This is a genomic window from Deltaproteobacteria bacterium (genome assembly GCA_017302835.1).
GTDB lineage: Bacteria > Bdellovibrionota > Bdellovibrionia > Bdellovibrionales > Bdellovibrionaceae > UBA2316.
This window is the reverse complement of sequence record JAFLCC010000019.1, coordinates 1-26,186: the sequence shown is the minus strand read 5'-3', so window position 1 is coordinate 26,186 and position 26,186 is coordinate 1. Positions and strand designations below refer to the sequence as shown.

Sequence of the window (26,186 nt, the reverse complement as noted above, 5' to 3'; positions counted from 1 at the left end):
AAGAATACCCAAGTTAAAAAATAAAAAAACTAGAGTTTTTGCACGGCAAAACAGATTACTAAATCTTATTGAAGACACAATATTAATTTATGGATCTCTCCAAAAGAAATTAGAGCGATTCCTTTAAAACATGTTTTGCAATCATGAGCTCTTCATTTGTGGGAATAACATAGACTTTCACTTTGCTCTGAAGTGAATTTATAAGGAAACTGCCAAAACGGTCTTTGCGAGAAAGATCAGTTTTGTTTTCATTTGCTTCTTCATTTAATAAAACGCCCATCCAGGAAAGTTTTTCAACGATAATTTTTCTGACCCTGGGTGAATTTTCACCAATGCCAGCCGTAAAAACTAAGGCATCCATTCCTTGAATCGTGGCAGCAAGACTTCCAATCATTTGACAGACCTTCCAGGCAAAGGCTTCCATGGTTAACAAGGCCCTAGGGGAATCGCTTTCTTGAAGCTGGCGCATGTCATTGCTAATACCAGATAAGCCCAATAGACCCGATTTATAATAAAGTAGATTTTCAATTTGATCTGGAGTCATTTTCTTCTCCTTCATCAAATAAAGCACTACACCTGGATCCATCGCTCCAGGCCTCGTGCCCATTGGCAATCCATCCAGAGCCGTTAATCCCATAGATGTCGTGACACTCTGACCTTCCTTCATCGCACACATACTTGAACCACTTCCCAGGTGAGCGATCAAAACTCTTTTCTGAGCTAACTCTGGATCCATTTGTTTTAAAGTCTCGGCGATGTATTCATAAGAAAGTCCATGAAATCCATATCGTTTAATTCCCTCATTCTCTTCTAATTCTCTAGGAATAAAAAAATGTCTCAAAACATCAGGATTCGTTGTATGAAAAGAGGTATCAAAGCAAGCCACCTGAGGCAAATCAGGGTATACTTTTTTCAATGCCTTGATGGCAGCTAAATTATGAGTTTGATGTAATGGTGCCAAGGGAATGAGTTTTTCTAGCTTAATAAGAATATCCTCTGTGACCAGAACTGAGGACGTAAACTCTGTTCCACCATGCACCACTCTATGGCCAGCGGCTTTGACCTTGGCTCCTTGCAGATTTTGATCTAGCCATTCAATCAAATATTTTAATAGAAATTCATGATTAATATCTTTCGAATTTTCCCACTGATTTTTGGCCAGGATAACACCTTTGTCATCTTTAACTACAAAACTAGGATGGACACCAATTCCTTCAATCTGCCCCCTAGAAAGAAGGTCCAAGTTTTTAGTCACTTTATTTTTTTCACCTGCATCCGTTAGAAAAATTGAAAATTTTAAACTGGAGGACCCGGCATTGATAACGAGAATAGCTTCTTTCATTTGTTAATCCATTTTATCACTTTGACCGGATAGTTCTTTTCTTTTTCTTTCTCTACGTTGATAGGCTACTAACACCGCTAAAGCGGCAGATGTCGTCCTGGCTTTGGGGCTTTCCGCTCTGCTCGTTAAAACGATGGGAACCTTTGCACCCAAAACGATCCCTGCTGTGGAGGCCCCCGCCAGGTAATCCAACTGCTTGGCGATCATATTTCCAGCCTCAAGATCTGGAGCGACAAGGATATCAGCTTGTCCTGATACTTTAGAAACAATTTTTTTAATTCTTGCGGCTTCCATACTCACTGAATTATCAAAGGCCAAGGGACCATCTAACAAGCCCCCTTTAATCTGACCTCGGTCTGCCATCTTGCAAAGTGCTGCGGCATCCAGGGTTGATTGAATCTTTGGATTCACTGTTTCAATGGCAGAAAGAATTGCCACCTTAGGAAGGGTCACTCCTAAGATATGTGCTAGGTCGATGGCATTTTGTATAATAGCGACTTTATCTTCAAGACTTGGATAAATATTGATAGCCGCATCGGTTATCAATAGCAACCTGGGATAGGTGGGAACACTCATTGCATAGACATGGGAAATCCTTCGAGACGTTCGAAGTCCCGTTTCTTTTTGAACCACCGCGTGCAGCATCTCATCGGTATGCAAGCTTCCCTTCATCAATACTTCAGCCTTTCCAACACGACATAACTCCACAGATTTCATGGCAGACTCATGGGCATTCGCTGTATGAAGAAATTCAGCACCGGTTAAATCAATATTATTTTCCTTAGCGACTTTTTCGATAAGATGTCGAGGTCCCACCAAAATGGGTTTTATCAATCCTGCCTTGTAGGCGTCCATTGGTCCTTTGAGAGAAGTGAAATCGCAGGGATGACAAACTGAAAATACGACGGGCTCAAGAGTATCGCATTTAGCAATCACACTTTCAAAATAATCAACATTTGTTTTAATTGAAATTTCAGGCAATTTTAACCGCGGGCTAATTATTTTTTTCTTAGGTGCTCTAACTATTGATTTCCCTGTCAAAACCAACTCTTCACGCTGATTGACTGCTTTCACTTCAAAAACAATCAACTGCCCTTCTTCGATCTTTTCAATCACTTTTATCGAAAGGGTCAAGGTATCACTTATTTCAACTCGATGATGAAACTGACTTTCTTGGGAAACATACACGGTCCCCGATCCAGGAATATGGTTTCCTAATAAATTAGAAATTAATGAAATGACCCAAGCTCCATGCCCAACAATTTTATGGTTTTCAGAATGCTTTTCAGCATAGTCTTCATTTAAATGAATGGGATTTGCATTCCCCGTAATAATAGCAAAAAACTCTATATCACTTTTGGTTAAGACCTTATTAAAGGCCGCTGAATCCCCTATTTTTATCTCATCAAATGTTTTATTTTCTACGGTTTCTACTTCTTGAACTTTCATCGATACTCCTTAAAAAATCTCCTTGAGAATAACTTCTCAATACGTATTCTCAATACCTATTCTCTATTTTAATTCCACGCCCCTTTAAGGTTCTTTGCAACTTAAGTTGATACAGATGCTGAAGCCTCTGCTCGACATCCTTGCCTTCAAGAATTCCCATTGCTTTGGCAATGGCTTCAAGGGTTGACATTCCATAAATAGAATTTTCTTTCCTTAAATGAAATGCCGCTTCGTTCTTTTCTTTTATCATAACTTTAGGCAAATGAGATATCTCTTTTTGACGAATTTCCAACTTACTTGCTTGTCTCCAGTTTCCATCGGGAACGATCAGCTGGATAGGCCGACGAAATCTTTTTAAAACCTCGGGAGTCAACTCTTCTGCCTCCTTGGAAGGAAATAATAGCAATGATTCGTATTCGCCATTTAGAAAGGGGGATAAATTCAAGGGATTTCCCATTTCTCCCCTGACTAAAAGCTGACTGTTTCCCAGAGAATGAACCGCCAGCCTTCCTGTATTTGTTGTCCTTTTGAGCTCCTTAGAATGAACGACAAGTAACAATCGAGTATTTACTTCTATTTGTTCAACCTCGGAACAAAAGCAATTTTCCATGCTCATTCCACAAACATTGCAGGGGTTTTTCGTTTTTCTTTTTCGGGTCAAGTTTTTGTTCACGTAGGAATCTCACCTTCAAGGAAAAAAGAAGATAGCAGAAACCACAGTCGGCAACAGGGCTCCTAGAAAAAGTTGCATTGGACTGATTCCCTGCTCTCCAAACTCAGAATTTAAAATGGAATAGCCAGCTGGATTTGGAGCATTGGCAATCACCGTAAGACCACCACCCACGACACTTCCTGCTACCAATGCAAATTTTGAAATATCCTGTAGATTTTCAACCTGAGACCCAAGATAGGTTAATGCCGCATTGTCTGTAAATGCAGTTAAGACCGCCGCCCCCAGATACAAACTGTAACTGTTTAAACTAGAAATCAAAGGTTGCAACCACCATTTTTGCGGCCCCCCAAGAACCACCAGACCTGCGAGAAAAAAACCAACTAACAAGGACTCTTTCAATTTTAAGTTTTTTTGATATTCCATGGTAACCTTAACCAGACCAAGAAAGAACAAAAACAGACCGACAAAAATCACAGGGGACAAATGAGTTAAAACAATTAGAAATAAAGCGCCCAAATGAGCCATCATAATCCAAGAAGGAACTGTTGTTTTATTTCTAAACAAGTGTTCTGCATGAATTTTAACAAGATCCTTTTTTAAAAGAAGGATTACGATGAACGTAGATACGATCATCGCGCCTAGGGCCCTCCAAGCAAAATGAGTCAACATAAAATAGAGATCCCAATTCCATTTTGCAGCAACCATCAAAACAGGTGGGGCTGCATAAGGCGTCAGAACACCCCCTATTGAAACATTCACAAACAGCAAGCCCAGCGTTAAGTACTTCGCCTTAACTGATATCTTTTGCTGAAACAAAAATTTCAACAAAAACAAAGCTGTTACCGTCATGGCCGCTGGCTCTGTAATCAAACTTCCAAGCAATGGACCTACAACCAAACTAACAAAGTAAATTGAGTAACTGGAATGAACTTTCGTTATCTTAAAAATCCAATACGCTAATTTTAAAACCACGACCTCAACCATTTCAAGTACGGGTTTCGTTGAGCAAACCACCATTATTACAAAAACAAATAGGGGTTCAGTAAACTGACAATGATTCAGATATTCAAGGGTCTGATTCCTATCAAAGAAAACGAGACTCAGCGCTATAAAGACTCCGGCCCATAAACCAAATACCACTTCCACTTCCCCTAAAAGATGAAAAAAATTTTCTCCAAGGGATCCTGCTGGATATTCTAAAGCCTTTTTTTGAAATTGTTTTACTGAAAATGTATGCCCTAAAGCTAGGGCAAAACATAAACTCGCTATTTTTTCAAACAAAGATGGATTCATTTCAAACATAGGTTATCACTCTAATTCTTTATAAGTACAGGAATGCTTATTTGATAGCTTTGTTGGCTTACCAGATAGCTTTGTTGGCTTACCAACAAGTTTATTTTTACCTGCCATACCCCCATCATCACAAACCATGCATTGCTTATTTGGAAATGATTGTCAGATACTTTTTTGATAGTAACAGGAGCTGATCCATGGCCCACACTCCCTTCCATATTCATCCAAAGATCCACATTCAAATTCTCGATAGATTGATCTTCTGGAACCTTAAGATGAAGGAGGAAACTGGACTCTGAAAGCGAGTTAGGAGTCGATGAAAAATGAAGATGAGCACAAACTGCGACCTCACCCACCGCACAGATTTCTTCTGAAGATACTTTAGTTTGCGCAAACCCCACTTGGGTTAAAAATAGAATTAAAACAAGACAAGAACAGACCCATTGGCTCACGATTTCCCCCCTTTAAAAAAAGAACATCATTTCAAATATCATTGCAAGTTTGTTTTGTATAGATTATTAATTTCAACTATGAGGCGCCACATTCATTATCCTTTTTATTTTTTTCTGTTTTTAATTACGATTTCTATTTCGGTTTCATTTTCAGCTTCAATGGTTTCATTTTCAGCATCATTGAATAGCCATGCTTCGACATCCATCCCTGACCCTCTTACAGGCATTGATTTAAAAACAGGACTCAACTTAAATGTCCCCACCAAATTCACTGACAAAAAAGCTTTGGTCCTTGTTTTTATGTCAGCCAAATGTCCCTGCTCCCATAGCCATATCGATGAAATAGCTGCTCTCAGAAATCGGCATAAAGATTTTCAATTTTATATCGTTCATTCCAATGTCAATGAAGACCTAGAAAGCACTAAACGGTATTTCTCTAGCCTGGATATACCAATTACCGTGATTCAAGATACCGAGGCTAAAATAGCTGATCTATTCAGCGCCTACAAAACCCCACACGCTTTTATAATTAATCAAAAAGGTGAAATTATCTATAAAGGTGGGGTTACTAATAGCAACACGGCTCAAAAGGCAGACAAACATTATTTGGACCAGGCTCTTTTAGATTTAGAAAACAAGAACTCCATTGCCACCCCAGAGACTAAAGCCCTTGGGTGTTTTATTTCTCGAGAAAAAGATTAGCATGAACTACTTTCTAAGAATTTCTTTTTTGTTCTTTTCATTTTTTTCTCTTCTTATTTTTATTTCTTGTGCAAAACCAAATTATCAAGAGATTCCCTCTTCACCAGATGATTCAGATTATCAAGAGATTCCCTCTTCTCCAGATGATTCAAATTATCAAGAGATTCCCACCTCCCCAGAAAATTCAAAAAATCCTTCTGTGGATGATTCGCAAAAACCCATTACAGTTGAAAAACCGAAAGCTTGCTCCTTCTTGTTAAGAAAAGAGAATCTTTGTGTTTCACTTAAATGGATTCAAATTCCAACTCAAAAAGAATACGGGTCTTTTAATCTTTCATTTGAAAGTCTTAAACCAAATTCAGCGCCTGGAGAAGATATTTTAGGCCCTTTACTCCAAAAACTCTCCATTGTGCTTTGGATGCCAAGCATGGGACATGGCTCAGTACCGGTGGCGATTTCGCCTATCAATAAAACTTCCCTTTCGGTGACTCATGTTTTTTTTATCATGCCTGGCGACTGGGAGATCCGAGTACAAATCAAAGAAGGAGCACAACAAATAAATGAGCAAGTTATCTTTAAGCTTTCGATCTAGGAAGAAATACTTTTCCTTCTTTATGAGTGTGTTTATTTTGTTTTATTCTGATATGAATTTTGCAGCCTCTTGCTGTGGTGGTGGGTTCTCGGCCCCTGCGCTGATAACGGGGGACCATCAAAGTCAATTTACCACGAGCTACTCTCAATCTCGAGTTGATAGCGACGTCTCTACTTCAGGAATCTGGCAAAAACGACAAACTGATGATCAATCGCAAACTTTTAAATTAGATGCTGCCACCATTATTAACGACCGTTTTCAAATGGGTCTCTCACTTCCCATTCAACAACGAAGTGTTACAAGTCCTGAAGGAGGTCGCTCTGTAGGGTTAGGTGACATTTCCCTTCTTGGTGGGTTTGAATTTCTACCTGACTGGGATTACTCACCCTGGCGACCTAAGGGGATCGTGTACACTTCGATCCTGATTCCCTCTGGAAAATCCATCTATGACAATGATAATTTAAATGGGCTTAAAACCACGGGACGAGGTTTTTGGGCTCTTGGACTTGGCACTTTTTTGACGAAGTCTTTTCGCAAATGGGACGGATTCTTTAATCTTGAGTTACATCGATCTCTTGAGAAAGATGTCTCCAATTCTGAATTTCAAGGAAAAGTAATTCCCGGATACGGCCTCACCTACTCTGTGGGTTTGGGTTACAATTGGGGGAATTTCCGTTTTGGACATTCCATATCCTGGGCCCAGGAGGAACCTGTAAATTCATCTGGAACCTTAACTTCTGTGGCTAAAGAACAACGTGTGGCCACCGGCAGTCTCAGTCTTGGGTATTTAATTCAAGAGTATTTTTCCAGCAGTTTGACTTACTCAGACCAAGCTTGGTACGGAGACCCCTCCAATACGGCTCTCAACAAAATGGTTCTCCTCTCCTTTCAAAAAAGTTGGCCCCGGTAATTCATTTTGACGGTATTACTCCATTCTCCGACAGAACTTTAAGAATGGTGCTATCCGCATTGGAGTTTGGAGAGGCTAACCCTATCATGATCTTTTCAAGAAGTGGCCACTCTGAATCTGGGTCTTTGTAGAGGAGGCCTAGGAGGGAACCCTTTTCTTCAATCTCACCATGGGGACCTGAAAGAAAAACTTTACCCTTTCCATAATTAAAATAAATCAATGTTGGAAAATGGATTGGATCTATGGTTCCTAAAATTTTTATTTTTTTTGAAATTCCTTCGATGGGATCAAAATGAAAGGATGGTCCCCCCAACATTAAGATCTGATAGAAACTTGGAAACCCCGGGATATCCGTTTTGAATTTCATCATTCCGCCATGAAACGGCGACACCTTCAATGAGGTTCCATCAAGAGCAACTCCACGCAATAACCCAATGCCATAGGGCTCTGGTTGAGTGCTAGGCCCAAGACGATGAGAAACTGCATAGTAGGCTCCAGCACAGATTCCTAAATAGCCACCACCATGGGCAACAAATCTTTTAATCTCATCTGCCCCAAGAGTTCCTAATTCTTCAATGTATTTCCAAGATTTTCCACCCGGCATAATCAAAATACTATAGTTTATTACATTCAGTTTTCCTGAAAGAATATCTTTCGCCGTGATCACTTCATAGGAATGTCTGTAGTTCAATAAAAGTTTTTTAAAGTGAGCTTTACCAAAAGACCATGCTCCTTTGCCAACATACAATGCTATTTTTTTACTTTCCGTAAGATTCAAATATCTATCTGGAAGAGTGTCCTTAAATTCTTTTAACTCCGAAGGCCATTGCGCTTCAGGTAAACGATCCCTTTCTATTTCTGATTCAGGAAAAGCAAAAACAAGGCTTGAAAAGCCAACAGAAAGAGCCAAATAAACACTACAAAAAACTTGTAAATAATATTTTGATTTAATCATATGAATCTAAGGTGTTTTATCACCTGTTTCTCCTTTTAATACTGAGGGTATAAGTGATGTTTTCCCTAAAGTTAACTTTAAATTCAAAATCTTGGTCCTACCTAGTAAATATTCTCTCGATGCATCAAATTTGATTTTTTTGAGTGAATTTAGTCTATCCTTCAATGATTAAGGTAATTTTAATTCATTACAAAATTTAACAAATGGAATGACTCGAACGCCTTCCTTGGATAGATAGTCTGATGCCCCCAGATGCACTTGAAAAAATTGTGGAACGTTGGTCCTCTCCTTGAAGTACAAGATGGACTTTGAGACTTGACGATCACCCGTTTTACACTCTACTGCAAAAATGGGTTTCTTGTTTTTCAGAACCACAAAATCAACCTCACGATGATCGGTGTCACGTAAATATCTCAACTCCATTTTTTCACCCTCTGTATCTTCAAGAAAGTGGCAATATTTTAAAAGATGACCTGCAACTAAATTTTCAAAACGTGCTCCAGGGTTTTCCACCTCACTCCAATCCCACAAAAAAATTTTTGGTGTCTTTTTTAGCGCTCTTATCTTAGGGGCTCCAAAAGGATAAATTCGATAAAGATAGTAAACTCTTTCTAATATTTCTACCCAATGAATCACTGTCTTTTGGGATACTTGTAGGTCTTCCTCAAGGGATTTTGCAGAAAAAAGAGACCCCACTCTTTCTTTCAGAATTTCAGCCAATAATTCTAATCGAGAATAGTCTTTTAGATTTTCAAGATCAGAAATGTCGTCATTCACAACACGGTATATTCTTTCTGCACACCATAATTTATGATCCCTTGTCGATTGAGCAAAAAATGGTTCAGGGAACCCACCAAATCTTAAAAGGCTTTCTAGATTTGCAGAATTTTGAATTTTTAATTCGCTCACTGAAAAAGGATGAAGTCGAAGGTACCGGTAACGCCCAAGCAAAGAATCACCGCCCTTACGATAGTGATCCAGACGAGCCGAGCCTGTCACCAGATAGTCTTGATACCCTTTGTTGGCATCATAAAATCCTTTGATAAGTCCACGCCAAAGCTTATATTTGTGAATTTCATCAAGAACCAGAATTCGATCTGTCGGCAACTTGCCCTGACGCAAAAGACTCCTGGTTCCCACCTCATCCCAGTTGAGATAGGCTGGATTTCGTACATCAGGTGGCTCCAAAAAACTCAGACAAAGGGTGGTCTTTCCAACCTGCCGTGGTCCCCCCAAAAAAACCATCTTTTTTCTCAGAAATTCCTCGATAGTTCCCCTGAGATACCTTGTTTTAATCATGACAAAACCCCTCCTAACTTGAAAAACGACATCATGAATATTTTGGAGTCAACTCCATTATATTCATGAACATTTTGGAGTCAACTCCAATATTTTATCAAAATATTGAAACGCTGATAAATTAAACAAATTGCAAGGTGTTTAAAGAATAAAACCAAAGACCAGTTAAGAATTAAATTCAGAGAATTCAGTTCATTTTATTCGTCTTTCTGATTTTTTTCGCCTAAAAATCAGCTAATTCAAAAGGTATAGAAACTCGTTCTGAATATTCAATTACCGATGGAAAAACTTATCTTAAACAATGTGATGCTTACAGAAAATGTGAAATTGTCTCTATGGAGTTATGTCAGAGACTTTATGCCGATACGATAAAAATGACTGAGAAAGAACTCTCAAAATGTGAGACTCTTGTAAATAGCTTAGGAAGATTTCATTCCCAGGCTGTAAAAAAACATGATGAAGCAACAAATAAAGTCTTAGCAAAGAAATTTTCTGAGTTCAATTCCTTGAATTATAAAACAAACAGTCATCTAAATAGCCTGGCCACAATCGGCTCGTTGTGCCGAGACCTACGAGGAAGTGATAAAACTAACGAATTCTATTTCCCAACGGAAGATAACCAAATCAAATCAGCGGTGCCTGTTCTTGGAAGAGATGCTGTTAATGAGTAATTGGGAGTCGATTCTGTCGGAACCTAATGGGTTTTTTCTTTGATTCTACAGCAAAGATATGATTTCTCCGGTCTCGTCGACACCTTCGATACCAACACCTTCTTTGCCCTGTTCAAATTTAATGGCTATATTTCTTTTTGCGCCATTTCTTGCTGAAACAAAATTCCCTTTCTTGGCAATGGAAACGAGGGCAGCTCCAAGAACTCCCTGAAGACCTTGAATGAACTCACTTGGCTGAAAAACTACTTGATTTTCTGGTAACCAAATTAAATTTGGAAATACAGGATTAAATTTGAACATGGTTAAAGGAATTTGATAGGGCTTTTGTGTCAGGCTGTCACTCGTTTCTCCTGAAAATAGTTTTAAATAACTCACACCAAAAATCTGATTCGCCTTTAAATGCTCAAAATCAAATCTCATACATTTATCCGTCTCTTCCAAATCAAAGAATTTTCTCCAAACAATTAACAAAGGTTCCAGAGGGCAAATAACCCGAGTTTTTTTCATCAAAGAAAAAAAGGAAATTTCCGCCAATCTTGCATCAGGTAATTTATTTTGCCTTAACATCAATTCAACAAACCCTTCGGACATCAATACCCCCATAGTTCCTATATGGGGCAAGCCAAAAACATGTCCTAATTCATGAATTAAGGTAACGTATAACAAATTTCCATCATTCAGACTCCAGGCATTTCTAGCTACACCTTCAGAATTATAGGCCAAAGCTCCCTGAGAAGGCGACAGGTAGACAAAACCTTTAGCCTTTAAATTTATTGGATCGTAATCAGTTCTTACTGTAACCGCTGCATATTTCTTAGGACTTCTTAAGTAATTTTTTTGATCTTTTTCAAGGTAACCAAACTGAAAACGAATGTTAACTTTTTTTTCATGACATGGTACCTTAATAAAGGTTTGTGAAGCTATTTTTAGTTTTCCAAAATGTTTGAATTCAGGGGTTATTGCAAAATTAAATTCAGATTTCCAGTAATTAATCGCTAACTCAAGATTTCTTTCTATGGTTTCACTTGAAGCCCCAAAATTAGCTTCATCAATTATAACACAGTAAAAAACATCCGAAGTGTTGTTTATAAACCAAGGGTTATGTGAATCCTTTAATAGCTCCCCACCTCCACTGACCCATCCCCCTGCAGCGAATGACATTGAATGAAACAAGGTAAGCGAAAATAATAATTTTATAAAATTCATACATAACCCTTATTGATATAATTACTGTTTTACACAACTTAAAAGGGTAAATCCACTTTCATTTCTAGACACGAAAGAAAATACGGCCGTACCATCTTCAACAGAAGAAAACACTGAATTTTTTTCACTTCCATACGCACAACTTAAATATACTTTTGAAGCTCTTAATACCACACACCCCGCCTTAGTCTGTTGTTCGATGTCTATATCGATAAATTTACTATTTTCTTTTTCTGTATCAAAAATAAAACTCCATACATCTGGCGCTTTATTAGCACTGGATCTTGAAATATTACAGCTATAAACACTTGCCTGTGAAATTGCAGTAATCAGTGTTACAATTATTAATAATGCCTTTTTCATCTATTTCTCCTTTTATGAAATATATTGTTAAGCTTTGTTTCTAAGATAGTATTGCCATTTTCACTTCTGGTAGTATATTAATTAGTTAACTAATTAATAAGATTTTATTATACTAAAGGTAAACTTATGAATTTATATGATTTTGATAATTACAAAAAAGCTTTAAAAGCTTTCATGTCCTATAGGCGACAAATATTTGGTGGCAAATTTACATTTGAAAAAATGGCCATTCATTGCGGAGTCCAAAAAACATATCTTTCGAAAGTGATGAATAGTCATGTTCATCTAAATCCTGACCAACTTTTTTCAGCTTGTGAGTACTTAAAACTGTCTCTCGATGAAATTGAATTCCTTTTGCTTTTAAGAGAGTCAGAAATAGCTCTCAATGCCAAAAGAGGTGACTTATTAAATAAAAAAATCAATAGAATACGTATTGATAAGCTAAAAATAACATCGGAAATTCGAAGTCATTCTCTGGAATCTGTCGAGCCCCATAAATGGGAATATTTTACTAATATTGAATTACAACTTATTCATCTTTTTCTTACAATTCCTCAGTACTCAAAAAATCCAGAACTTATCTGTGATAAAATTGGTATTGAAAAAAATAGGCTTTTTCTCTTAATTAATAAGCTCAAAGACTGGAATCTTGTTCAAAGTAAAAACAATAAATATTTGACAACAGATCCCAATCTCCATCTTCCAGAAGATTCACCTGTCTTTCAAATATTCAGCATTTTAAACCGGATCAAAACCATTGAAAAAATTAAAAAAACTAAACTCGACTCTACTGAAGATTACTTCTTTTCTGTAATTTTTTCTTCAGAACTAAAATTCCAGAATATTTTAAAAAAGAAATTACTTGATCTCATTAAAGAAACACAAACCGAAGTCGTGAAACAAAAATCTGAACAGGTTTATCAACTCAATATTGATTTTTTTTGTTGGGGTTGATCGTTGGCTGAAAAATCAGTTTAAATTCATGAATTCCTACTAAATCTTGAGTGTAAAAAAATAAAAGCCCATTTTTACTTTCACCTGGATTTAGAACCGAAGAGGTTATTAAAAATGAATTATAGTTTACTTTTGTAACTGTAGTTATATCATTGAAAACCTTAATATCAGATGAGTTGCCATTGGGATGAAAATTGGGGAAGCTCAAGCTTCCTGCGGACGAAGCACTCGTAATAATTAACATTCCAGCTAGAACCGCAGCAAAACCCACAATAACTATACCCGTATTTATCACATTGGCCGCAGCGGCACTTGTATTAAATTTCGTAAATTCCCGGGGTAAAGTTTCAGAGTAGAACGCCTTGATTTCTTGTTTTCCGTTTGTTCCGCTTGTTCCATTTGTTCCATTTGCAAAATTTGTCAGAGCAAAGCTTTTTTCATCAATATGAATAGGTTTTTTCCCTTGATTTTTTATCTCAACATAAACTGGTATAAAACCACTGTCTATAATTTGCTCCAATACCTTATCATTGATAGTTGATTGTTTGTATTCAAGATCAATACGTTTAAAAGCATCAGTAAATTCTCCCTTTTTCAAACGACTAAAAAAATCAGTTAATGGAAACTTTGAAGGTAAATAAATGGCACTATCTACTTTTATTTCACCGAAATTTTGCTCGCTAAGTCCTTTACGAGAAGGAATCTCTATATTTCTATATTCATGAGATGAAGTGTGTATACAACCCGGATGAAACAGTTGAAATAGAATCAGAGAACTGGAGATGAACTTACGTTTTATTGATTTCCTTAAAAAAGTATTCATTGAATCATTTTCTCTACTTTCTCAAATTTTAATTTTTTCAATATTTTCAATATTTTCAATTTTTCAAATTTTCAAATTTTCTGCCAGAATTTCTAGGTTAGAATCAATTTCAATTTTATGAGAAGGCTTAGATAAAAGCGCTTGCAGGGTTAAGGGCACTTTTACTTTTTCTGGAATCAAAGGTTCCACAATACTTTCAAACTTTGCAGGATGGGCGGTAGCCACGATAATTTCATCATCAGCAATATCCAAATTACCTGCATGCAAAAGGTGATAACGAACATAGGCCGCAGTAGCAGTGTGCGGGCACCAAATTTGTCCCTTGCTGTACCCAAAACGGATGGTTTCTCTAATTTGCGAATCTGTCACTGAAAAGGCGGCACTGATTTTTGAGAGAGTTTCACGGTCAGGAAATAAATTTAAAATACGCTCAAAGTTTGAAGGATGCCCCACATCCATGGCATTTGCCAAAGTAGAAAGAGAAGCTCGAGGTCGATATTGACCCGTTTTAAAATAATCAGGAATAGTGCTATTGGCATTATGAGCAAAAATTACTTTTGCTATGGGAAATCCCAGCTTTTGAGCCCATAGAGCGGCAGCTGCATTGCCCATATTTCCCGAAGGAATAATAAATCGCGCTCCTTTGGCCTCTCCTGAACGGCTTTGATGCTTTAAGCTGGCATGCTTTAAGCTGTTATGCTTTAAACTTGTATAGGCAAAGTAGGCCATTTGAGGTAACAAACGTGCCAGGTTAATGCTATTAGCAGAAATTAAATGATGGTGATCTCGAAAATATTCCGATAAAAAAGCTTCCTTTGCCAAGCGCTGGCAATCATCAAAAGTTCCCACAACTGAAAAGGCTCTGACCTGTTCTCCCCAACAAGTGAGCTGTTGTTCCTGTCGTTGTGACACTTGACCTTTGGGATAAAGAATACAAACGGGAATATCCGTAAATTCGCTAAAAGCCGCGGCCACCGCCCCGCCGGTGTCTCCACTTGTCGCGACAAGAACCATTGGCTGGCGCTTTGAATTTTGCTTCCTGGGATCCGGTTCAAGATGATTAAAACATAAGGCTAAGAACCTTGCTCCGAAGTCCTTAAAAGCGCTGGTGGGACCGTGGAAAAGTTCTAAAACTTGAGTGTGATCATCAATTCTTACACAGGGTAGAGGAAAATTAAACGCTCTCGCACAAATTTTTTCAAGGTGCTCAGCTAAAGGGTCTTCCTGAAAAAAAGGTTCCAAAAATTTTGCTGCAAATTGAGAAAATGAGAGCTCTTTCCATTTTGAATCATGGAGTATTTGAGAAAAAGTTTGAGGGGATGGCCACTGGCTAGGAACAAACAGGCCACCATCAGGAGCTAATCCTTGCCTGATGGCTTCCGATAAATGGCAGGGCAATGCAAGACCTCGCGTGGAAAAAAATTTCATCCTCGGCCTCGAATCACTCGGGCACCGCGATTGGAAATTCGAGAAACCCATGAACCTTTTATAGGAAGATTTTTTTGCGCAGCCATCGCCAACATCGCTTTGTGAATTTTGACGGCTTTACTTGGTCCTTTGCCTAAAGCAAACATCGCAGGACCGGAGCCAGAAAGAGAACAACCTAAGGCCCCCGCAGCGAGGGCTGATTTTTGAATATCGCTAAAAAAAGGAACCAAATGTGAGCGTTGAGTTTCAATAATTGCATCTTTCAAACTGAGTCCCATTAAATCAAAATCACTTTTTTCACAGCCTAAGATAAATCCTGCCAAATTGCGAGTTTGCTCAATGACCGACGCCAAGGGAACCTGAGGACTTAATATTTTGCGTGCCTCACTCGTTTTAATGGAAATTTCAGGTAAAACAATCACACAATATAAGTCCTTGGGAGATTTGATCTTAATCGGAAAAAAGGAGTTTGATGTTTTCGCAGAAATCTTTTTCCCTTGATTTTGATGTATTAAAACCATTCCACCAACCAAACAAGGAGCTACATTATCGGCATGTCGTGACTGACTGGCAATTTGTTCGCCAATAAGAGCGTAATGAAGGAGTTGTTCCATGGATAATTTCTTTTTTAGTAAGGCGTTCGCTGCCACCAGCGCTGCCACGGCTGAGGTCGAAGAACCTCCAAGCCCTGACCCCATGGGAATATTTTTTTTCAGGGTGACACGAAAACCAAAATTCAAATTTTGATCTTTTATGAGTTCTAACAAACCAGCGGTGGCCGTATTTAAATGAGGTTCCAGAGGAATCTCAGGATACCCTTCAATGGGATTCAGAATGACTTTTGCAGACGGAATCTTCTCGACACAGGCAGTTTCACCAAGCCCATTAATAGCAAAGCCAAGAATATCAAATCCAACAGCGACATTGGCCACCGTTGCAGGAGCAAAAGCTGTTGCGCTATTCAAAGATTTTTTCACAGAATGCTTCCCAGGTTTCTTCGCAGCTTTCCTGACAAGGGCGCGGGTCATAAGGGAGCTCCCAAATATTGTGAAAGTCTCAAGAGATCAGCAAAAACGCCGGCAGCAGTCACCTCAGGGCCAGCTCCAGGTCCCTGAACCACCAGGGGTTGATGGAAATAGCGTCGAGTTTTAAAAAGCACGATGTTATCGGTTCCCGTCACTTTTGAAAATACATGATGATAAGGCAAATTTTTAAGCCCAACCTTAGCTTTTCCAGAAGAATCAATACTCGCAACAAATCTGAGAATTTCATTTTTTTCCTTTGCTGCCATCCACCGCTTTTCCATCTGGTCATCGAGCTCTTGAATTTGTGCCATAAATTCGTCTTTGGTTAGACTTTGCATTTTTTCAGGAACAAGGCCCATCACTTCAACCTCATTCACTTCTAAAGGAATTTGAATTTCCCGTGCCAGAATCACCAATTTTCTAACCACATCCTGACCTGAAAGATCTTCCCTGGGATCAGGCTCCGTGTAACCTTTCTCTTTGGCTTGACAGACAATTTTCGAAAAAAAAGAACCAGAAAACTCATTGAAAATATAGGAGAGCGTCCCGCTTAAGATCCCTTCTATTTCGACGATTTCATCACCTGTGGCTCTCAAATCCCTCAGAGTTTGAATGATGGGAAGACCTGCTCCTACGTTCGTCGAGTATAAAAAATGTCTCTGGCTACTTTGCATGGCGAGACGGATATTTTTGTAATCTTGAAAAGAGCCCGTATTTGCTTTTTTGTTTGGAGAAATCAGATGCAGCCCCTGGTTCAACCAGTTTACATAATGAGTTGTCAAAGAACTACTTGCTGTCGCTTCGATAAGCACTGAATGGGGAATATAATGAGATTGAAGGTGATGACTTAATTTTTTTAAATCCAATGCTTGAGAGTATTTTTCGAATCCTTCTTTCCAATTCTGTAAGGGAATTTCATTTTCAGAAAGCCACATTTTTTTAGAATCGGCGATGGCTCGAACCTGGATATTTATTTTTTTGCTTGTTTTGAGTCTTTCGGTTTGCTCCGAAAGTTGTTTTAAAAAAGTACTTCCAATCAATCCCGTTCCAATAAGTCCAAGGGAAATATTCAGATGTGGGAGTACAAATGAGGAATGAACTGTACGCAAAGCCTTCACGGCATCTTTGGTATCAATAACCGCAGAGATATTTCGTTCCGAGGACCCTTGAGCGATGGCTCGAACGCTGATTCCACTCTGTCCAAGGGCCGTAAAGAAACGACCTGCAATCCCTGGTGTGTGTTGCATGTTATCTCCGACAGCGGCAAGAATGCTTATGTCGTTTGTTATCTGAAGGGGCTGAATTAAGTTTTTTTGAAATTCTAAGGCAAAGGCTTGCTCTATGGCCTGCCTTGCCAGAGGCCCTTGGGATTCCTCAATTGCCAAACAAATCGATTGCTCTGAACTGGCTTGGGAAATCAAAACCACATTCACACCTGCAGATCTTAAAGCTCCAAATAGGCGCTCTGCCACTCCAGGAACGCCCACCATTCCCGTTCCTTCTAAATTAATTAAGGACATTTTATCGATAGTCGAAAATCCCTTTACTTGTCGATCTGATTTAGCATCCTTATGGATACAGGTCCCACGTCCCTCCGGTTTTAGTGAATTTTTAATCCAAATGGGAATAGACAACTCAATAGCTGGAGCCATGGTTGCTGGGTGAACCACCTTGGCTCCGAAATAGGCTAACTCCGTGACTTCAGAATACGACATTTCATCAAGAAGCACGGCTTCTGGCACCCATCGGGGATCTGCAGATAGCACCCCGTCGACATCAGTCCAAATAATTATTTCTTGAGAGTGAAAAAGAGCGCCAAAAATTGAGGCCGAGTAGTCGCTACCATTTCTCCCCAGAGTGGTCACAGCTCCCGATTCTTCCCGAGCGACAAAGCCAGTGATCACCAAAAATTCAAGCTCCTCCTCGGAATTTAATTTTTCTAGTTGAGACTCTAATTGTGTTTTGGATTTTTCCCAATTCACAATGACCCGGACTCCCGAAGAACTGACGCTTAAAACGTCTCTGGCATCGAGCCATTGAGATTTTCTTCCTTCAGACTTTAGGTAAGCATTTAAAATCTGAGCTGACCAAACTTCACCCATTCCGGAAACTTGATCAAGAATTGTTTTTGAAGCGCTTTGAACCAGCCAAACGCCCCTTAAAATTTCATGAAGCTCGGTAAAATCTTTTCTTAAAACTTCTAATAACGACTCACGATAATCAACCGCTGTGATGAGAGATGTGATTTCACTTTGATGCCTGTTCCAAATTTTCTGCAATAAAGATTTATACCCCTCATCCCGTTTCTCGGCACCGAAAACGGCTTGAATTAAGTCATCAGTGACGCCTTTCATTGCTGAAACTACAAGCGCTTTAGGCCCATCATTACAATAAAGTTCTTTGTGCTGAGAGTGACTCTGAGTCAGAATTTTGTAGACATTGCGAAAACGATCCGCATTTAAAACACTGGTTCCACCAAATTTATGAACATTCCAAATTTTATTTATCATGTTTATATTTCATTCATTCTCAGCGAACTAGGTCTTCTTATTTTCTTCAGAAATAACTTCAACTTCAATTTCATCTTTAGCTTGTTTGAAGTTTTTAATTGATTTTCCCACAGAACTTCCCAGATCTTTCAGTCTTTTTGGTTTTAAAAAAATGAGAAGAACCACCGCCAAAATTAATAAATGAGTTAAACTAAATGCGCCCATGGTTCATCCTACCTCTACTTTTTCCAAATTGCCATGACAATTTCATAGGTAATCAAAAAGATAATAATGATTTCCAAGAGATGACTCCGACGCATATTCATTTCACCCTGCAAGAGATTACTCACTTGAGCCAGAATGTTCATTTTTCGAGTCACGCTATTTTGCCAATCTTTTAGACGAAACTGATTCGTTGCCCCTCTATAAATGGTGGCAAGATAAAAATCCCCAACCACTTTTAGTGAATTTTCCACTCTCTCTAAAAACTCAATAAACTCGATATACCTTGAACTCGCTTCTTCATAAACTCGATCATATTTAGGTGTCCAAATGGAACTTCTTTTTTTTTCAATATCTTCATACAAAACACTCAGCTTTAAATCTAATAAATCATCATAATAGCGCATCTCCATCAGATGCGTAACAGAAAATTCTAAAATATCTGGAATATCTCTGGATCCTCCAGGCTCTATCACCAGGGCGGAATTCCACTCTACGATGGTGACATCATTTTCACTGTACTGATAAATAGAATCGGCGAGGGAATTTTTAGTGGACTCAGAAAGTTTGACTTGATTTTCAGCACTTATCAAAGAAGGAAAATCCGCTTTTTCTAAAAATTCTTTTACTGTTAAATTATTTTCAAACTCTTCAATAAAGTAAACAATATAATCTTCAAAACCACTCCAGTGACTTTCCTTTTTTAAGGTATTGCTGATAGCATTGGTAATTTCTTTTGCCTGCTGCTTGGCTAAATTGTCAATTTCTGAACCTTCTTCTAAACCGACAGCCAGATCAATCAGCTGCTTCCAAGTTGTCGAAGGCTCTATGTGAATTTGATAAATCATGGAGAGCACGCCAAAGTCCCTCAATTTAACCAAGACCTCCGCCTTTAAGCTCTTTCCTTGAATCCATATCGTTTCATCGCCTAATCCAAAAGTAATAGGAGGTTTTTTCATTTCAATAGCACGATCAATGTACTTAGGAACTTTGAATCTATCGGGGCCTCGATTATCACGAAGAATAGCCTCCACCTGTGATATATTAATCTCTTCAGCAATATCAAAGATACGGTAAATCAGAACCGTTCCTTTTTTGATTTTAATTTCATTTTGATCCATAAGCCCTCGATCTCTAGGAAAATTTAATTCCTACATCTTCTATAGATAGCCCTAATTGTTGTAAAGATTCCAAAACTGTGGATCTTACAAATAAGCCTGTTTTAGAAGTGTATTCTAAAAATTCAAATACTTTTTGCCAGTGGTCTTTATCCGCTTTTCCTTCTCTGATCATGCGGCAAAACTCATTTTCAAAACTGCTGTACCCATTCTGATGAACATCCACCACCCCACACAGGGGTATCAGCTGATGGTTCGTTACAATGGGACTGTAATTTTTGGGACTGGTCAGTCCCCACTCTTGAACCTTAGCTAAAATTTCTGCTTCTTCCAAATCCCAACAATAAAGGGGAAACAGCAATCGAGCCACACTTGCCTTTGGCCACAGCGAACCCTGCCACCTATATTTCAACTCTTCTGGGTTAAAAATATTCTTTAAAGGAATTTTCGCGGTTTCAGTGCGATCAGAGAATTCACGTTCACGGGGGGACTCAAAATTCTGCAATTTTAAGCCATTTTGTACTTGGTATTTGGAGTATCCACAAAGAATCAAGGGTATCCCTTTTTCTGCCGCTATATTTCGGGCCAAATCCAACATCAGCTCCCCATCACTGAAATCCACTGTCCCATAACTTCCCTCTTCATTAAGATGAGTCAGAGCATATTTAAACAGCTTGATATATAATTCTTTTTTTGGCTTAAGAAAAAGATGATCCACTTTTAATTTAGGAATCAAAAACTCGATATTTTCCTTGGCCACAGGACTCATAAAACCATTATCAACGGTAAAGGCTAACACTCTTAATTGTGGGAATTCCTCTTGAATCCTTCGAATCAAATAAGAACTATCCTTACCCCCACTGTACATCACAAGGGCATCATACTGTCCTTTTCCAGCCCCTTGATAGGTCCTTAATAACTCCTGAAAAAGTGTTTTGTCCTGTAATTCCTTGGATTTTCTAGAGCTTGTTACCGTTACGGACTCTCGATCTGAGGACTTTGAAAAATCAAGACATTTTTTACAAAGCCCCGAGCTATCCAAGGGAATCATTCTTTCGGAAGCCGCACATCTCTGACATCTTTTGTTGATTTTATTGAGGGCAAAATAGCGATGGAAAGGCCAAACCGCGCGAACATAGAATTCAAAAGCCTTCGCAGCTTTGATTGCTTTTGTTTTTCCATCTTCCCCAGCTGAATTCATGACTAACCCCAAAAATAATTTAGATTTAGGACCTGTATCTTCATTATACTAATGCCGATCTCTAGAGAGTCAAAAATTTACTGAGCACTTTGTTGATTGTCTAGATGAGGCCTTCGTCTAGTTAAGTTCTCTTGCAATTGACCGATCCTATTTTTGGAGAAGAAATGATTAATTCTTATTTTACAAAATATAAGAAAAGTTTCTACAATGAGATTGTTTTTCGATTTGCTTTCGTACAACTTGTGGGTTTGATCATCTTCACCTTGGTGTTTTTGATGCTTCTTCGTGTAGAAAATCAACTTAGAAACATGAATGAGTCTTTCGAACATATTCGCGACGGATTTATGAATCAAAAAATAAATGGCAGAGAATTTCTTGCTAGCGAAGTTCATAATGAAAAATTTTTTCAATCTGGAAAATCCCTCTACCTAGATAAAGTTCGACAATCACATTTTGAAATCATGAGAAATCAAGAGATTCTCTTTGATCAGGTATCCATTGATTTTCAGAAAGAAATTATTGAGTTTAGAAAAATTGAAGATGACTACTATCAGACGCTAAATAAAATTTGGGAGATTTTTTTTAAGCTTGGTTATAAAGATTGGGGACTTGAAGGAAGCTGGAGGTCCAGCATTCATGAACTAGAATCTTATATAAACAAACTGGAAGGGAAAAATAAAGATCTCTATTTAATTCAATATTTGCAATTGCGAAGACATGAAAAAGACTTCCTAGCCCGCCAAGAAGATCAGTATATTGATAGAATATATAAAGTCATTTATCAGCTCAAAGATAATATGAGTCAAGACAGGCGAATTGGCCATCGAGAACTCACACTCCTTGACAACTATTCCAACTCTATGACTTTATATTTTAAACTCTTAAACGACCGAAAACTTCTCCAAATTCAAGCCTTAGAAATTGAAAACAAATCAAACGAGTTAGTCACTAAATTCGAAATTAAATTCGATGAAAAAATTAGAGACCTTAGATCTTATTTATGGTTATTTTTAATGACACTTAGTGTGTTTCTATTTGGTGTTTTATCTGTCCTCATGGCAAAGCAAGCAAAATCGTTATTACAACCCATTGAAATATTGAAAAATATGTTCTCAAGAGTGAGCCGGGGTGATTTGGAACATAACTTAGAACTCTCGCGAGTGGATGAATTCAAACAATTACAGGATGAGTTCAACATCATGATTGAAAATTTGAGAGTAGCAAAAAATCAATTTCAATTGGCTACAATTGGAGCGGTATCTGCTGATATTGCTCACGATATTTCAAACCCCTTAACTATTATCGTTTTTCATGTAGATAGGCTCATTAAATCTTACCAAGATCTTCAGTTTCAATTTCAAAGAGAAGACTTTTTGAAAACAATGGACAAAGTAAAAAAATCAGTCAATCGCGTCGAAAAAATCGTGGCCAGTATCAAAACATTAGCCAGAAAAAGTAGCCCTACCGATTTTCAAAAAATAAATGTGTTTCAGTTAATAGAAGAAAGTTATTTCTTTGTTGAGTTAAAGGTAAAGCAGAAGGGGGTCACCTTTCAATTAGAAAGTCTAGATAAAAATTTACACACCAACGGAAATCCAACTCAGCTTTCTCAGGTTTTGGTTAATTTAATCTCTAATGCTGTCGATGCCATTGAGAATCTAGATGAAAAATGGATTCATGTTCAGGTAAAAGATGTCAACCAAACGATAGAGATTTCAATTACTGATAGTGGCAAAGGCATTCCTGATAAAATCCGACAAACTCTTTTTAAAGTAGGTCTGACCACCAAAGAACTAGGAAAGGGAACAGGTTTGGGACTGATGATGGCAAAACAAATCATCGAGACCCATTTAGGTGAAATTTATGTCGAGAATTTTCACCACACAAGATTTGTGATCCATTTACCACATTTCATAGCTTCGGAAAAAACGGGTTCGGACAATAAGGCAGCCTAAAGAGATTTCAGTCGCTACCAAACTTCGACCCTTAGGTTTTGAACTCGAATGAATTCATTTTGATTTCTGGTCACAACGGTAAGATCGTGAGCTAAGGCAATGCCTGCAATTAGAAGGTCGGCATTGCCAATCGTTGTGCCAGCTTTTTCCAGAATGGATCTTTGTGTTCCGTAATAATCAGTTGCAGAGTCATCAAATGGAAGGCTTTCAAGTTGGTTAAAAAATTTAGACAATAGGGATAGGTTTTTCTCAACAGATTGGCTTTTTCGAGCTCCATAAAGGAGCTCTGCTTTAACAATACTACAAATAACAACTTGGTCAGGAGTTAGCGATTTAAGTTTTTTAACTATTGTTAAATCGGAGTTCTTTAATAAGGCGATACAAATATTTGTATCCAACAGATATTTCATAAGTTGTCGCGCCCTTGTGGTTTAGGTCGATCTATTTCTGGGGCATCGCCATCCCAACCGCCAGCGAGCTCAGAAAAAAAACTATCGGACCAAGTTTTTGGTTTAAATTTAGCTTTAACAAGCTCAGATAAGAAGGCAGAGATAGATTTCCCCTCTTTTTTTGCAGCTTTTTTAATTTGTTCTTCAATTTCATCAGGAACGTAGAAATTTAATTGAGACATGCCAACCTCCAACTATAACAAGTATACTTATGGTACTTTAATAAGTCAAGCTCTTGTCATAAATGCGCGTTTGTGGAGCTTTTAAAAAGTCAAAACCTCGTAACATATTCCTTTATGTTATGGGGATTTACTAGTCTCAAAACCCGTCCTATAACCCCTATCTGCAAGAATTGCTAATTGCTCTATGGTTACCTTTTTAAAACTCTTTGGCTGATAGCCACGGGAGTTTTATGTTTATCGGCTACGCCAGAATCTCAACACTAGCGCAGAGTCTTGATCTTCAAATTGATTCTTTAAAAAAAGCAGGCTGCGAAGATCGCAATATTTTGTGATTAATGAACCAATTATGGCAATTCTGAAATAACTCATGGCAAAAGTAATTTTAGTCACGTTTTTTTCAGAAAGATAATTAGTTAGCTTTAATTTTTCTTCCTTGGAACTACTGTTATTATTAGTTCCTAAAAATTGAAAGATTGTCCACCAGAACTAGATTTAATTTCTTCAAAATTACAATCAACTCCTTTATTTGTTGGTGTCTTTGAACCATTTTTGTAGATTTTGAATGTATCTAATTGAACTAACATTTCAGTTATATCACTACCACTAGGCATACCAATTAGTTGTATAACATATCCATCCCTATGGTTCCAATATACGTTAACAGGCACACTTCTAATCATTTCTTTACCTTTTATTACTAAAGAAGTTGCCTTCAGTTCAGAGACGTCATTAAATGCTACGAAAAAGGTAGCGGTTGTATTATCTGCATTAACAAATTCGCACATAGCTTTAAATTGTTTACCTTGTGCATACGACATTGCTGACAATAATATTGTTAATAAAAAAACTGCTTTCATTGTTTTTCTCTCCTTTTGTTGTTATTAAATTACCGTTGCAAAGTGGTTGGGATTTATTTCCCATGGTTTCCAACCAACGGTACCTTAGATTCAATAATATAAAGTAATACTTCAAATTTGTCGCATGTAGAGAAATGTACACTTGGGCAATAAACGTCACTTACTGAAAACAACAAGAATTTTCAGGTACTTATTTTATGAATTTGAAAGAAAATATTTTATTTTCTTCTGTTTTTGTACTCTAATTTCTATAAATTGGTGGTCTTCTTGTTTTGATTTTCCATTGTTTTGGATTTGATGGCAAAGAGACCCAACCATTACTGACTGGGTCATCTGTGATCAGTCCGTCATTTTCAAGAATAATACAAAAATCACTCAAAAGGCTTTGGCAAAAAAAGTCGGCACAGAAGAAGCCATCATTAGCAAAATCCTTCGTTATAATGTTGATGAGTTTACGATTGATAGACTTGTTAAATTTCTGGCTGCCCTTTACCCCGGCGCCGAAGTGAAAATCGAAGTCGCTTCATGATTTTTTTTGGCAATACGAACGTAGTAGTTATTTTTACTTTGCTTTTTGTTTTCTACTTTTCGGCTAAAGTTGTGCCATCAGAATGGCGCGTTTACTTGCGCAAGCTAACTTGAAGTAAAAGATATAGCCGAAGCAAAAAAAACCGGTGGCATGAACCAAGAATACTTCTGCACGTCTTTTTGCCTTCAAAGAAGGCTGCGCGACTTATCACTTTCTTCATCGTTCTATGGGTATTGGCTCTCAAACTTCCAACACAAAAGTTCGCTCCCGCTCCAGACTTCTGGGATTCGTATTTAAACTGGAAAAATCATGCCATCGCTCACCGTCGCACGCAGCGAACATAGTAGGAGAGATCCTTTGACGTAATCGAAGTACTGCCTGTGTGCATGTAAACCATCATGGCCATATTGGCACTATTTTCGGTCGATGACCAGTATCGAACGCCACTCACATCAAAATTTCTAATGACAGTTCGGTTTGAATAGAGCACTTGAAGCTCATTAGTGGCAGGTAAGTACCAGTCAGTATTGCCGTTGACGTTTAGATTTTCACAGTTTTGTGCCGCAATATACGGAGCAGGCCCACCAACCAGGGCCGCTAGGCTGGCAGTGTTTGATTTGCCAGTGGAGGAACTTGTATAGCCTGTGGTAATTGCAGCATAGACTCCGTTATTCCAACTCAAGGTGGATCGGGCTCCTGTGCAATTTGAACCGTCCCAGGATTGGCCAAAGTCACAACGGGTCGTAAACATTTTGACTCCGCCAGCATCGGGACTGAGGCCCGCATAAATTGTGCCGTCAGCGCACACAGTTCCCGGACTAGGAGAGCCCGTGCAATCGCCACCAGCATTGGTCACGGTCCAAACACTCGCCCCAGATCCGATAATAAGCGTGGCCTGAAATGGCGCACCACCAGTACTATCGATGGCGTCCCGTTTCTGGTAGAAACTTTTTAGAAATACTCCAGAATGATTTTTTATTTTTATTTTCTAAGCTGCATACAAGTCAAGTTCTAGTTGTTGAATCATGTCTACTTTTTCAAGTTTAA

At 38.2% G+C, this 26,186-nt stretch carries 27 protein-coding genes; 7 read left to right on the top strand and 20 right to left on the bottom strand.

The genetic code is table 11. The features are described 5' to 3' along the window. Nucleotides 1–109 precede the first annotated feature (109 nt). The 5 genes from J0M15_14930 to J0M15_14910 form a co-directional block, all read right to left on the bottom strand. On the bottom strand, nucleotides 110–1,342 hold the full coding sequence (locus tag J0M15_14930) for an acetate/propionate family kinase (GenBank protein MBN8538346.1): 1,233 nt from the start codon (nucleotides 1,340–1,342) through the stop codon (nucleotides 110–112). A 3-nt stretch (nucleotides 1,343–1,345) separates the two neighbouring features. Beyond that, nucleotides 1,346–2,791, bottom strand: a complete 1,446-nt coding sequence (locus tag J0M15_14925) for a bifunctional enoyl-CoA hydratase/phosphate acetyltransferase (protein MBN8538345.1) — start codon at nucleotides 2,789–2,791, stop codon at nucleotides 1,346–1,348. Nucleotides 2,792–2,840: 49 nt separating this feature from the next. Next, entirely contained in the window at nucleotides 2,841–3,407 is a 567-nt protein-coding gene (locus J0M15_14920; GenBank protein MBN8538344.1) for a DTW domain-containing protein, read from the bottom strand. 72 nt (nucleotides 3,408–3,479) lie between these two features. After that, a complete protein-coding gene (locus tag J0M15_14915) occupies nucleotides 3,480–4,757 on the bottom strand; it encodes a putative Na+/H+ antiporter (GenBank protein MBN8538343.1) in 1,278 nt (425 codons plus the stop codon). A 20-nt stretch (nucleotides 4,758–4,777) separates the two neighbouring features. After that, complete coding sequence (locus J0M15_14910) at nucleotides 4,778–5,209, bottom strand: hypothetical protein (GenBank protein MBN8538342.1); 432 nt, start codon at nucleotides 5,207–5,209, stop codon at nucleotides 4,778–4,780. A gap of 54 nt (nucleotides 5,210–5,263) precedes the next feature. Here J0M15_14910 and J0M15_14905 point away from each other — a divergent pair, with 54 nt between their 5' ends. From J0M15_14905 to J0M15_14895, 3 genes are read left to right on the top strand one after another with little or no spacing between them, the layout of a single operon-like run. After that, entirely contained in the window at nucleotides 5,264–5,911 is a 648-nt protein-coding gene (locus J0M15_14905) for a redoxin family protein (protein ID MBN8538341.1), read from the top strand. Nucleotide 5,912: 1 nt separating this feature from the next. Then, nucleotides 5,913–6,503, top strand: coding sequence for a hypothetical protein (locus J0M15_14900; GenBank protein ID MBN8538340.1), 591 nt, complete (start codon nucleotides 5,913–5,915; stop codon nucleotides 6,501–6,503). Beyond that, nucleotides 6,472–7,413 (top strand): serine protease spb1, encoded by a 942-nt coding sequence (locus J0M15_14895; protein MBN8538339.1) that lies wholly within the window; start codon nucleotides 6,472–6,474, stop codon nucleotides 7,411–7,413. The genes J0M15_14900 and J0M15_14895 overlap by 32 nt, the downstream gene beginning before the upstream one ends. Nucleotide 7,414: 1 nt before the next feature. Here the strand turns inward: J0M15_14895 and J0M15_14890 are convergent, their stop codons facing one another. Together J0M15_14890 and J0M15_14885 are read right to left on the bottom strand one after the other, a co-directional pair. Next, the gene (locus tag J0M15_14890) at nucleotides 7,415–8,368 is read right to left on the bottom strand and encodes a hypothetical protein (protein MBN8538338.1); all 954 of its coding nucleotides are present in this window, start codon (nucleotides 8,366–8,368) and stop codon (nucleotides 7,415–7,417) included. Nucleotides 8,369–8,536: 168 nt separating this feature from the next. Further along, entirely contained in the window at nucleotides 8,537–9,613 is a 1,077-nt protein-coding gene (locus tag J0M15_14885) for an ATP-binding protein (GenBank protein MBN8538337.1), read from the bottom strand. Nucleotides 9,614–10,002: 389 nt separating this feature from the next. Here J0M15_14885 and J0M15_14880 point away from each other — a divergent pair, with 389 nt between their 5' ends. After that, nucleotides 10,003–10,338 carry a hypothetical protein gene (locus J0M15_14880; protein MBN8538336.1) on the top strand — a complete coding sequence of 112 codons (336 nt, stop codon included), beginning with the start codon at nucleotides 10,003–10,005 and terminating at the stop codon, nucleotides 10,336–10,338. Between the two features lie 45 nt (nucleotides 10,339–10,383). On the opposite strand, the gene J0M15_14875 is transcribed toward J0M15_14880, so the two are convergent. Both J0M15_14875 and J0M15_14870 read right to left on the bottom strand, forming a co-directional pair. Continuing rightward, entirely contained in the window at nucleotides 10,384–11,544 is a 1,161-nt protein-coding gene (locus tag J0M15_14875) for a hypothetical protein (protein ID MBN8538335.1), read from the bottom strand. A gap of 21 nt (nucleotides 11,545–11,565) precedes the next feature. Further along, nucleotides 11,566–11,907, bottom strand: coding sequence for a hypothetical protein (locus tag J0M15_14870; GenBank protein ID MBN8538334.1), 342 nt, complete (start codon nucleotides 11,905–11,907; stop codon nucleotides 11,566–11,568). A gap of 126 nt (nucleotides 11,908–12,033) precedes the next feature. On the opposite strand from J0M15_14870, the gene J0M15_14865 reads away from it, so the two are divergent. Continuing rightward, complete coding sequence (locus tag J0M15_14865; GenBank protein MBN8538333.1) at nucleotides 12,034–12,861, top strand: DUF4423 domain-containing protein; 828 nt, start codon at nucleotides 12,034–12,036, stop codon at nucleotides 12,859–12,861. Here the strand turns inward: J0M15_14865 and J0M15_14860 are convergent. The 7 genes from J0M15_14860 to J0M15_14830 form a co-directional block, all read right to left on the bottom strand. Then, complete coding sequence (locus J0M15_14860) at nucleotides 12,833–13,684, bottom strand: hypothetical protein (protein MBN8538332.1); 852 nt, start codon at nucleotides 13,682–13,684, stop codon at nucleotides 12,833–12,835. The genes J0M15_14865 and J0M15_14860 overlap by 29 nt on opposite strands. Before the next feature lie 63 nt (nucleotides 13,685–13,747). Continuing rightward, complete coding sequence (thrC, locus tag J0M15_14855) at nucleotides 13,748–15,112, bottom strand: threonine synthase (GenBank protein ID MBN8538331.1); 1,365 nt, start codon at nucleotides 15,110–15,112, stop codon at nucleotides 13,748–13,750. Beyond that, nucleotides 15,109–16,140 (bottom strand): homoserine kinase, encoded by a 1,032-nt coding sequence (locus J0M15_14850; protein MBN8538330.1) that lies wholly within the window; start codon nucleotides 16,138–16,140, stop codon nucleotides 15,109–15,111. Before J0M15_14850 ends, thrC begins: the two co-directional genes overlap by 4 nt. Next, on the bottom strand, nucleotides 16,137–18,647 hold the full coding sequence (gene thrA, locus J0M15_14845; GenBank protein ID MBN8538329.1) for a bifunctional aspartate kinase/homoserine dehydrogenase I: 2,511 nt from the start codon (nucleotides 18,645–18,647) through the stop codon (nucleotides 16,137–16,139). Before thrA ends, J0M15_14850 begins: the two co-directional genes overlap by 4 nt. 27 nt (nucleotides 18,648–18,674) lie before the next feature. Next, nucleotides 18,675–18,851 carry a twin-arginine translocase TatA/TatE family subunit gene (locus J0M15_14840; protein MBN8538328.1) on the bottom strand — a complete coding sequence of 59 codons (177 nt, stop codon included), beginning with the start codon at nucleotides 18,849–18,851 and terminating at the stop codon, nucleotides 18,675–18,677. A gap of 14 nt (nucleotides 18,852–18,865) precedes the next feature. Next, nucleotides 18,866–19,969, bottom strand: coding sequence for a hypothetical protein (locus tag J0M15_14835; GenBank protein MBN8538327.1), 1,104 nt, complete (start codon nucleotides 19,967–19,969; stop codon nucleotides 18,866–18,868). Between the two features lie 13 nt (nucleotides 19,970–19,982). Further along, nucleotides 19,983–21,167, bottom strand: a complete 1,185-nt coding sequence (locus J0M15_14830; protein MBN8538326.1) for a hypothetical protein — start codon at nucleotides 21,165–21,167, stop codon at nucleotides 19,983–19,985. Nucleotides 21,168–21,331: 164 nt separating this feature from the next. Between J0M15_14830 and J0M15_14825 the strand changes: the two genes are divergently transcribed. Then, nucleotides 21,332–23,122, top strand: coding sequence for a HAMP domain-containing histidine kinase (locus tag J0M15_14825; GenBank protein ID MBN8538325.1), 1,791 nt, complete (start codon nucleotides 21,332–21,334; stop codon nucleotides 23,120–23,122). A gap of 14 nt (nucleotides 23,123–23,136) precedes the next feature. On the opposite strand, the gene J0M15_14820 is transcribed toward J0M15_14825, so the two are convergent. The 3 genes from J0M15_14820 to J0M15_14810 all read right to left on the bottom strand — a co-directional run bounded on the left by J0M15_14820 (nucleotide 23,137) and on the right by J0M15_14810 (nucleotide 24,610). Next, complete coding sequence (locus J0M15_14820; protein ID MBN8538324.1) at nucleotides 23,137–23,532, bottom strand: type II toxin-antitoxin system VapC family toxin; 396 nt, start codon at nucleotides 23,530–23,532, stop codon at nucleotides 23,137–23,139. Then, nucleotides 23,529–23,753 carry a ribbon-helix-helix protein, CopG family gene (locus tag J0M15_14815; protein MBN8538323.1) on the bottom strand — a complete coding sequence of 75 codons (225 nt, stop codon included), beginning with the start codon at nucleotides 23,751–23,753 and terminating at the stop codon, nucleotides 23,529–23,531. The genes J0M15_14820 and J0M15_14815 overlap by 4 nt, the downstream gene beginning before the upstream one ends. Nucleotides 23,754–24,211: 458 nt before the next feature. Then, nucleotides 24,212–24,610 (bottom strand): hypothetical protein, encoded by a 399-nt coding sequence (locus tag J0M15_14810; GenBank protein MBN8538322.1) that lies wholly within the window; start codon nucleotides 24,608–24,610, stop codon nucleotides 24,212–24,214. A 385-nt stretch (nucleotides 24,611–24,995) separates the two neighbouring features. Between J0M15_14810 and J0M15_14805 the strand changes: the two genes are divergently transcribed. Next, the gene (locus tag J0M15_14805) at nucleotides 24,996–25,139 is read left to right on the top strand and encodes an XRE family transcriptional regulator (GenBank protein MBN8538321.1); all 144 of its coding nucleotides are present in this window, start codon (nucleotides 24,996–24,998) and stop codon (nucleotides 25,137–25,139) included. A 319-nt stretch (nucleotides 25,140–25,458) separates the two neighbouring features. On the opposite strand, the gene J0M15_14800 is transcribed toward J0M15_14805, so the two are convergent. Beyond that, nucleotides 25,459–25,890, bottom strand: a complete 432-nt coding sequence (locus tag J0M15_14800; GenBank protein MBN8538320.1) for a DUF1566 domain-containing protein — start codon at nucleotides 25,888–25,890, stop codon at nucleotides 25,459–25,461. Nucleotides 25,891–26,186 lie beyond the last annotated feature (296 nt).

Coding starts and splice junctions, on each gene's coding strand:
- J0M15_14930 (MBN8538346.1), bottom strand. CDS start 1,342: ATGAAAGAAGCTATTCTCGTTATCAATGCCGGGTCCTCCAGTTTAAAA.
- J0M15_14925 (MBN8538345.1), bottom strand. CDS start 2,791: ATGAAAGTTCAAGAAGTAGAAACCGTAGAAAATAAAACATTTGATGAG.
- J0M15_14920 (MBN8538344.1), bottom strand. CDS start 3,407: ATGAGCATGGAAAATTGCTTTTGTTCCGAGGTTGAACAAATAGAAGTA.
- J0M15_14915 (MBN8538343.1), bottom strand. CDS start 4,757: ATGAATCCATCTTTGTTTGAAAAAATAGCGAGTTTATGTTTTGCCCTA.
- J0M15_14900 (MBN8538340.1), top strand. CDS start 5,913: ATGAACTACTTTCTAAGAATTTCTTTTTTGTTCTTTTCATTTTTTTCT.
- J0M15_14895 (MBN8538339.1), top strand. CDS start 6,472: ATGAGCAAGTTATCTTTAAGCTTTCGATCTAGGAAGAAATACTTTTCC.
- J0M15_14890 (MBN8538338.1), bottom strand. CDS start 8,368: ATGATTAAATCAAAATATTATTTACAAGTTTTTTGTAGTGTTTATTTG.
- J0M15_14885 (MBN8538337.1), bottom strand. CDS start 9,613: ATGGTTTTTTTGGGGGGACCACGGCAGGTTGGAAAGACCACCCTTTGT.
- J0M15_14880 (MBN8538336.1), top strand. CDS start 10,003: ATGGAGTTATGTCAGAGACTTTATGCCGATACGATAAAAATGACTGAG.
- J0M15_14875 (MBN8538335.1), bottom strand. CDS start 11,544: ATGAATTTTATAAAATTATTATTTTCGCTTACCTTGTTTCATTCAATG.
- J0M15_14870 (MBN8538334.1), bottom strand. CDS start 11,907: ATGAAAAAGGCATTATTAATAATTGTAACACTGATTACTGCAATTTCA.
- J0M15_14865 (MBN8538333.1), top strand. CDS start 12,034: ATGAATTTATATGATTTTGATAATTACAAAAAAGCTTTAAAAGCTTTC.
- J0M15_14860 (MBN8538332.1), bottom strand. CDS start 13,684: ATGAATACTTTTTTAAGGAAATCAATAAAACGTAAGTTCATCTCCAGT.
- thrC (MBN8538331.1), bottom strand. CDS start 15,112: ATGAAATTTTTTTCCACGCGAGGTCTTGCATTGCCCTGCCATTTATCG.
- J0M15_14850 (MBN8538330.1), bottom strand. CDS start 16,140: ATGACCCGCGCCCTTGTCAGGAAAGCTGCGAAGAAACCTGGGAAGCAT.
- thrA (MBN8538329.1), bottom strand. CDS start 18,647: ATGATAAATAAAATTTGGAATGTTCATAAATTTGGTGGAACCAGTGTT.
- J0M15_14840 (MBN8538328.1), bottom strand. CDS start 18,851: ATGGGCGCATTTAGTTTAACTCATTTATTAATTTTGGCGGTGGTTCTT.
- J0M15_14835 (MBN8538327.1), bottom strand. CDS start 19,969: ATGGATCAAAATGAAATTAAAATCAAAAAAGGAACGGTTCTGATTTAC.
- J0M15_14830 (MBN8538326.1), bottom strand. CDS start 21,167: ATGAATTCAGCTGGGGAAGATGGAAAAACAAAAGCAATCAAAGCTGCG.
- J0M15_14825 (MBN8538325.1), top strand. CDS start 21,332: ATGATTAATTCTTATTTTACAAAATATAAGAAAAGTTTCTACAATGAG.
- J0M15_14820 (MBN8538324.1), bottom strand. CDS start 23,532: ATGAAATATCTGTTGGATACAAATATTTGTATCGCCTTATTAAAGAAC.
- J0M15_14815 (MBN8538323.1), bottom strand. CDS start 23,753: ATGTCTCAATTAAATTTCTACGTTCCTGATGAAATTGAAGAACAAATT.
- J0M15_14810 (MBN8538322.1), bottom strand. CDS start 24,610: ATGAAAGCAGTTTTTTTATTAACAATATTATTGTCAGCAATGTCGTAT.
- J0M15_14800 (MBN8538320.1), bottom strand. CDS start 25,890: ATGTTTACGACCCGTTGTGACTTTGGCCAATCCTGGGACGGTTCAAAT.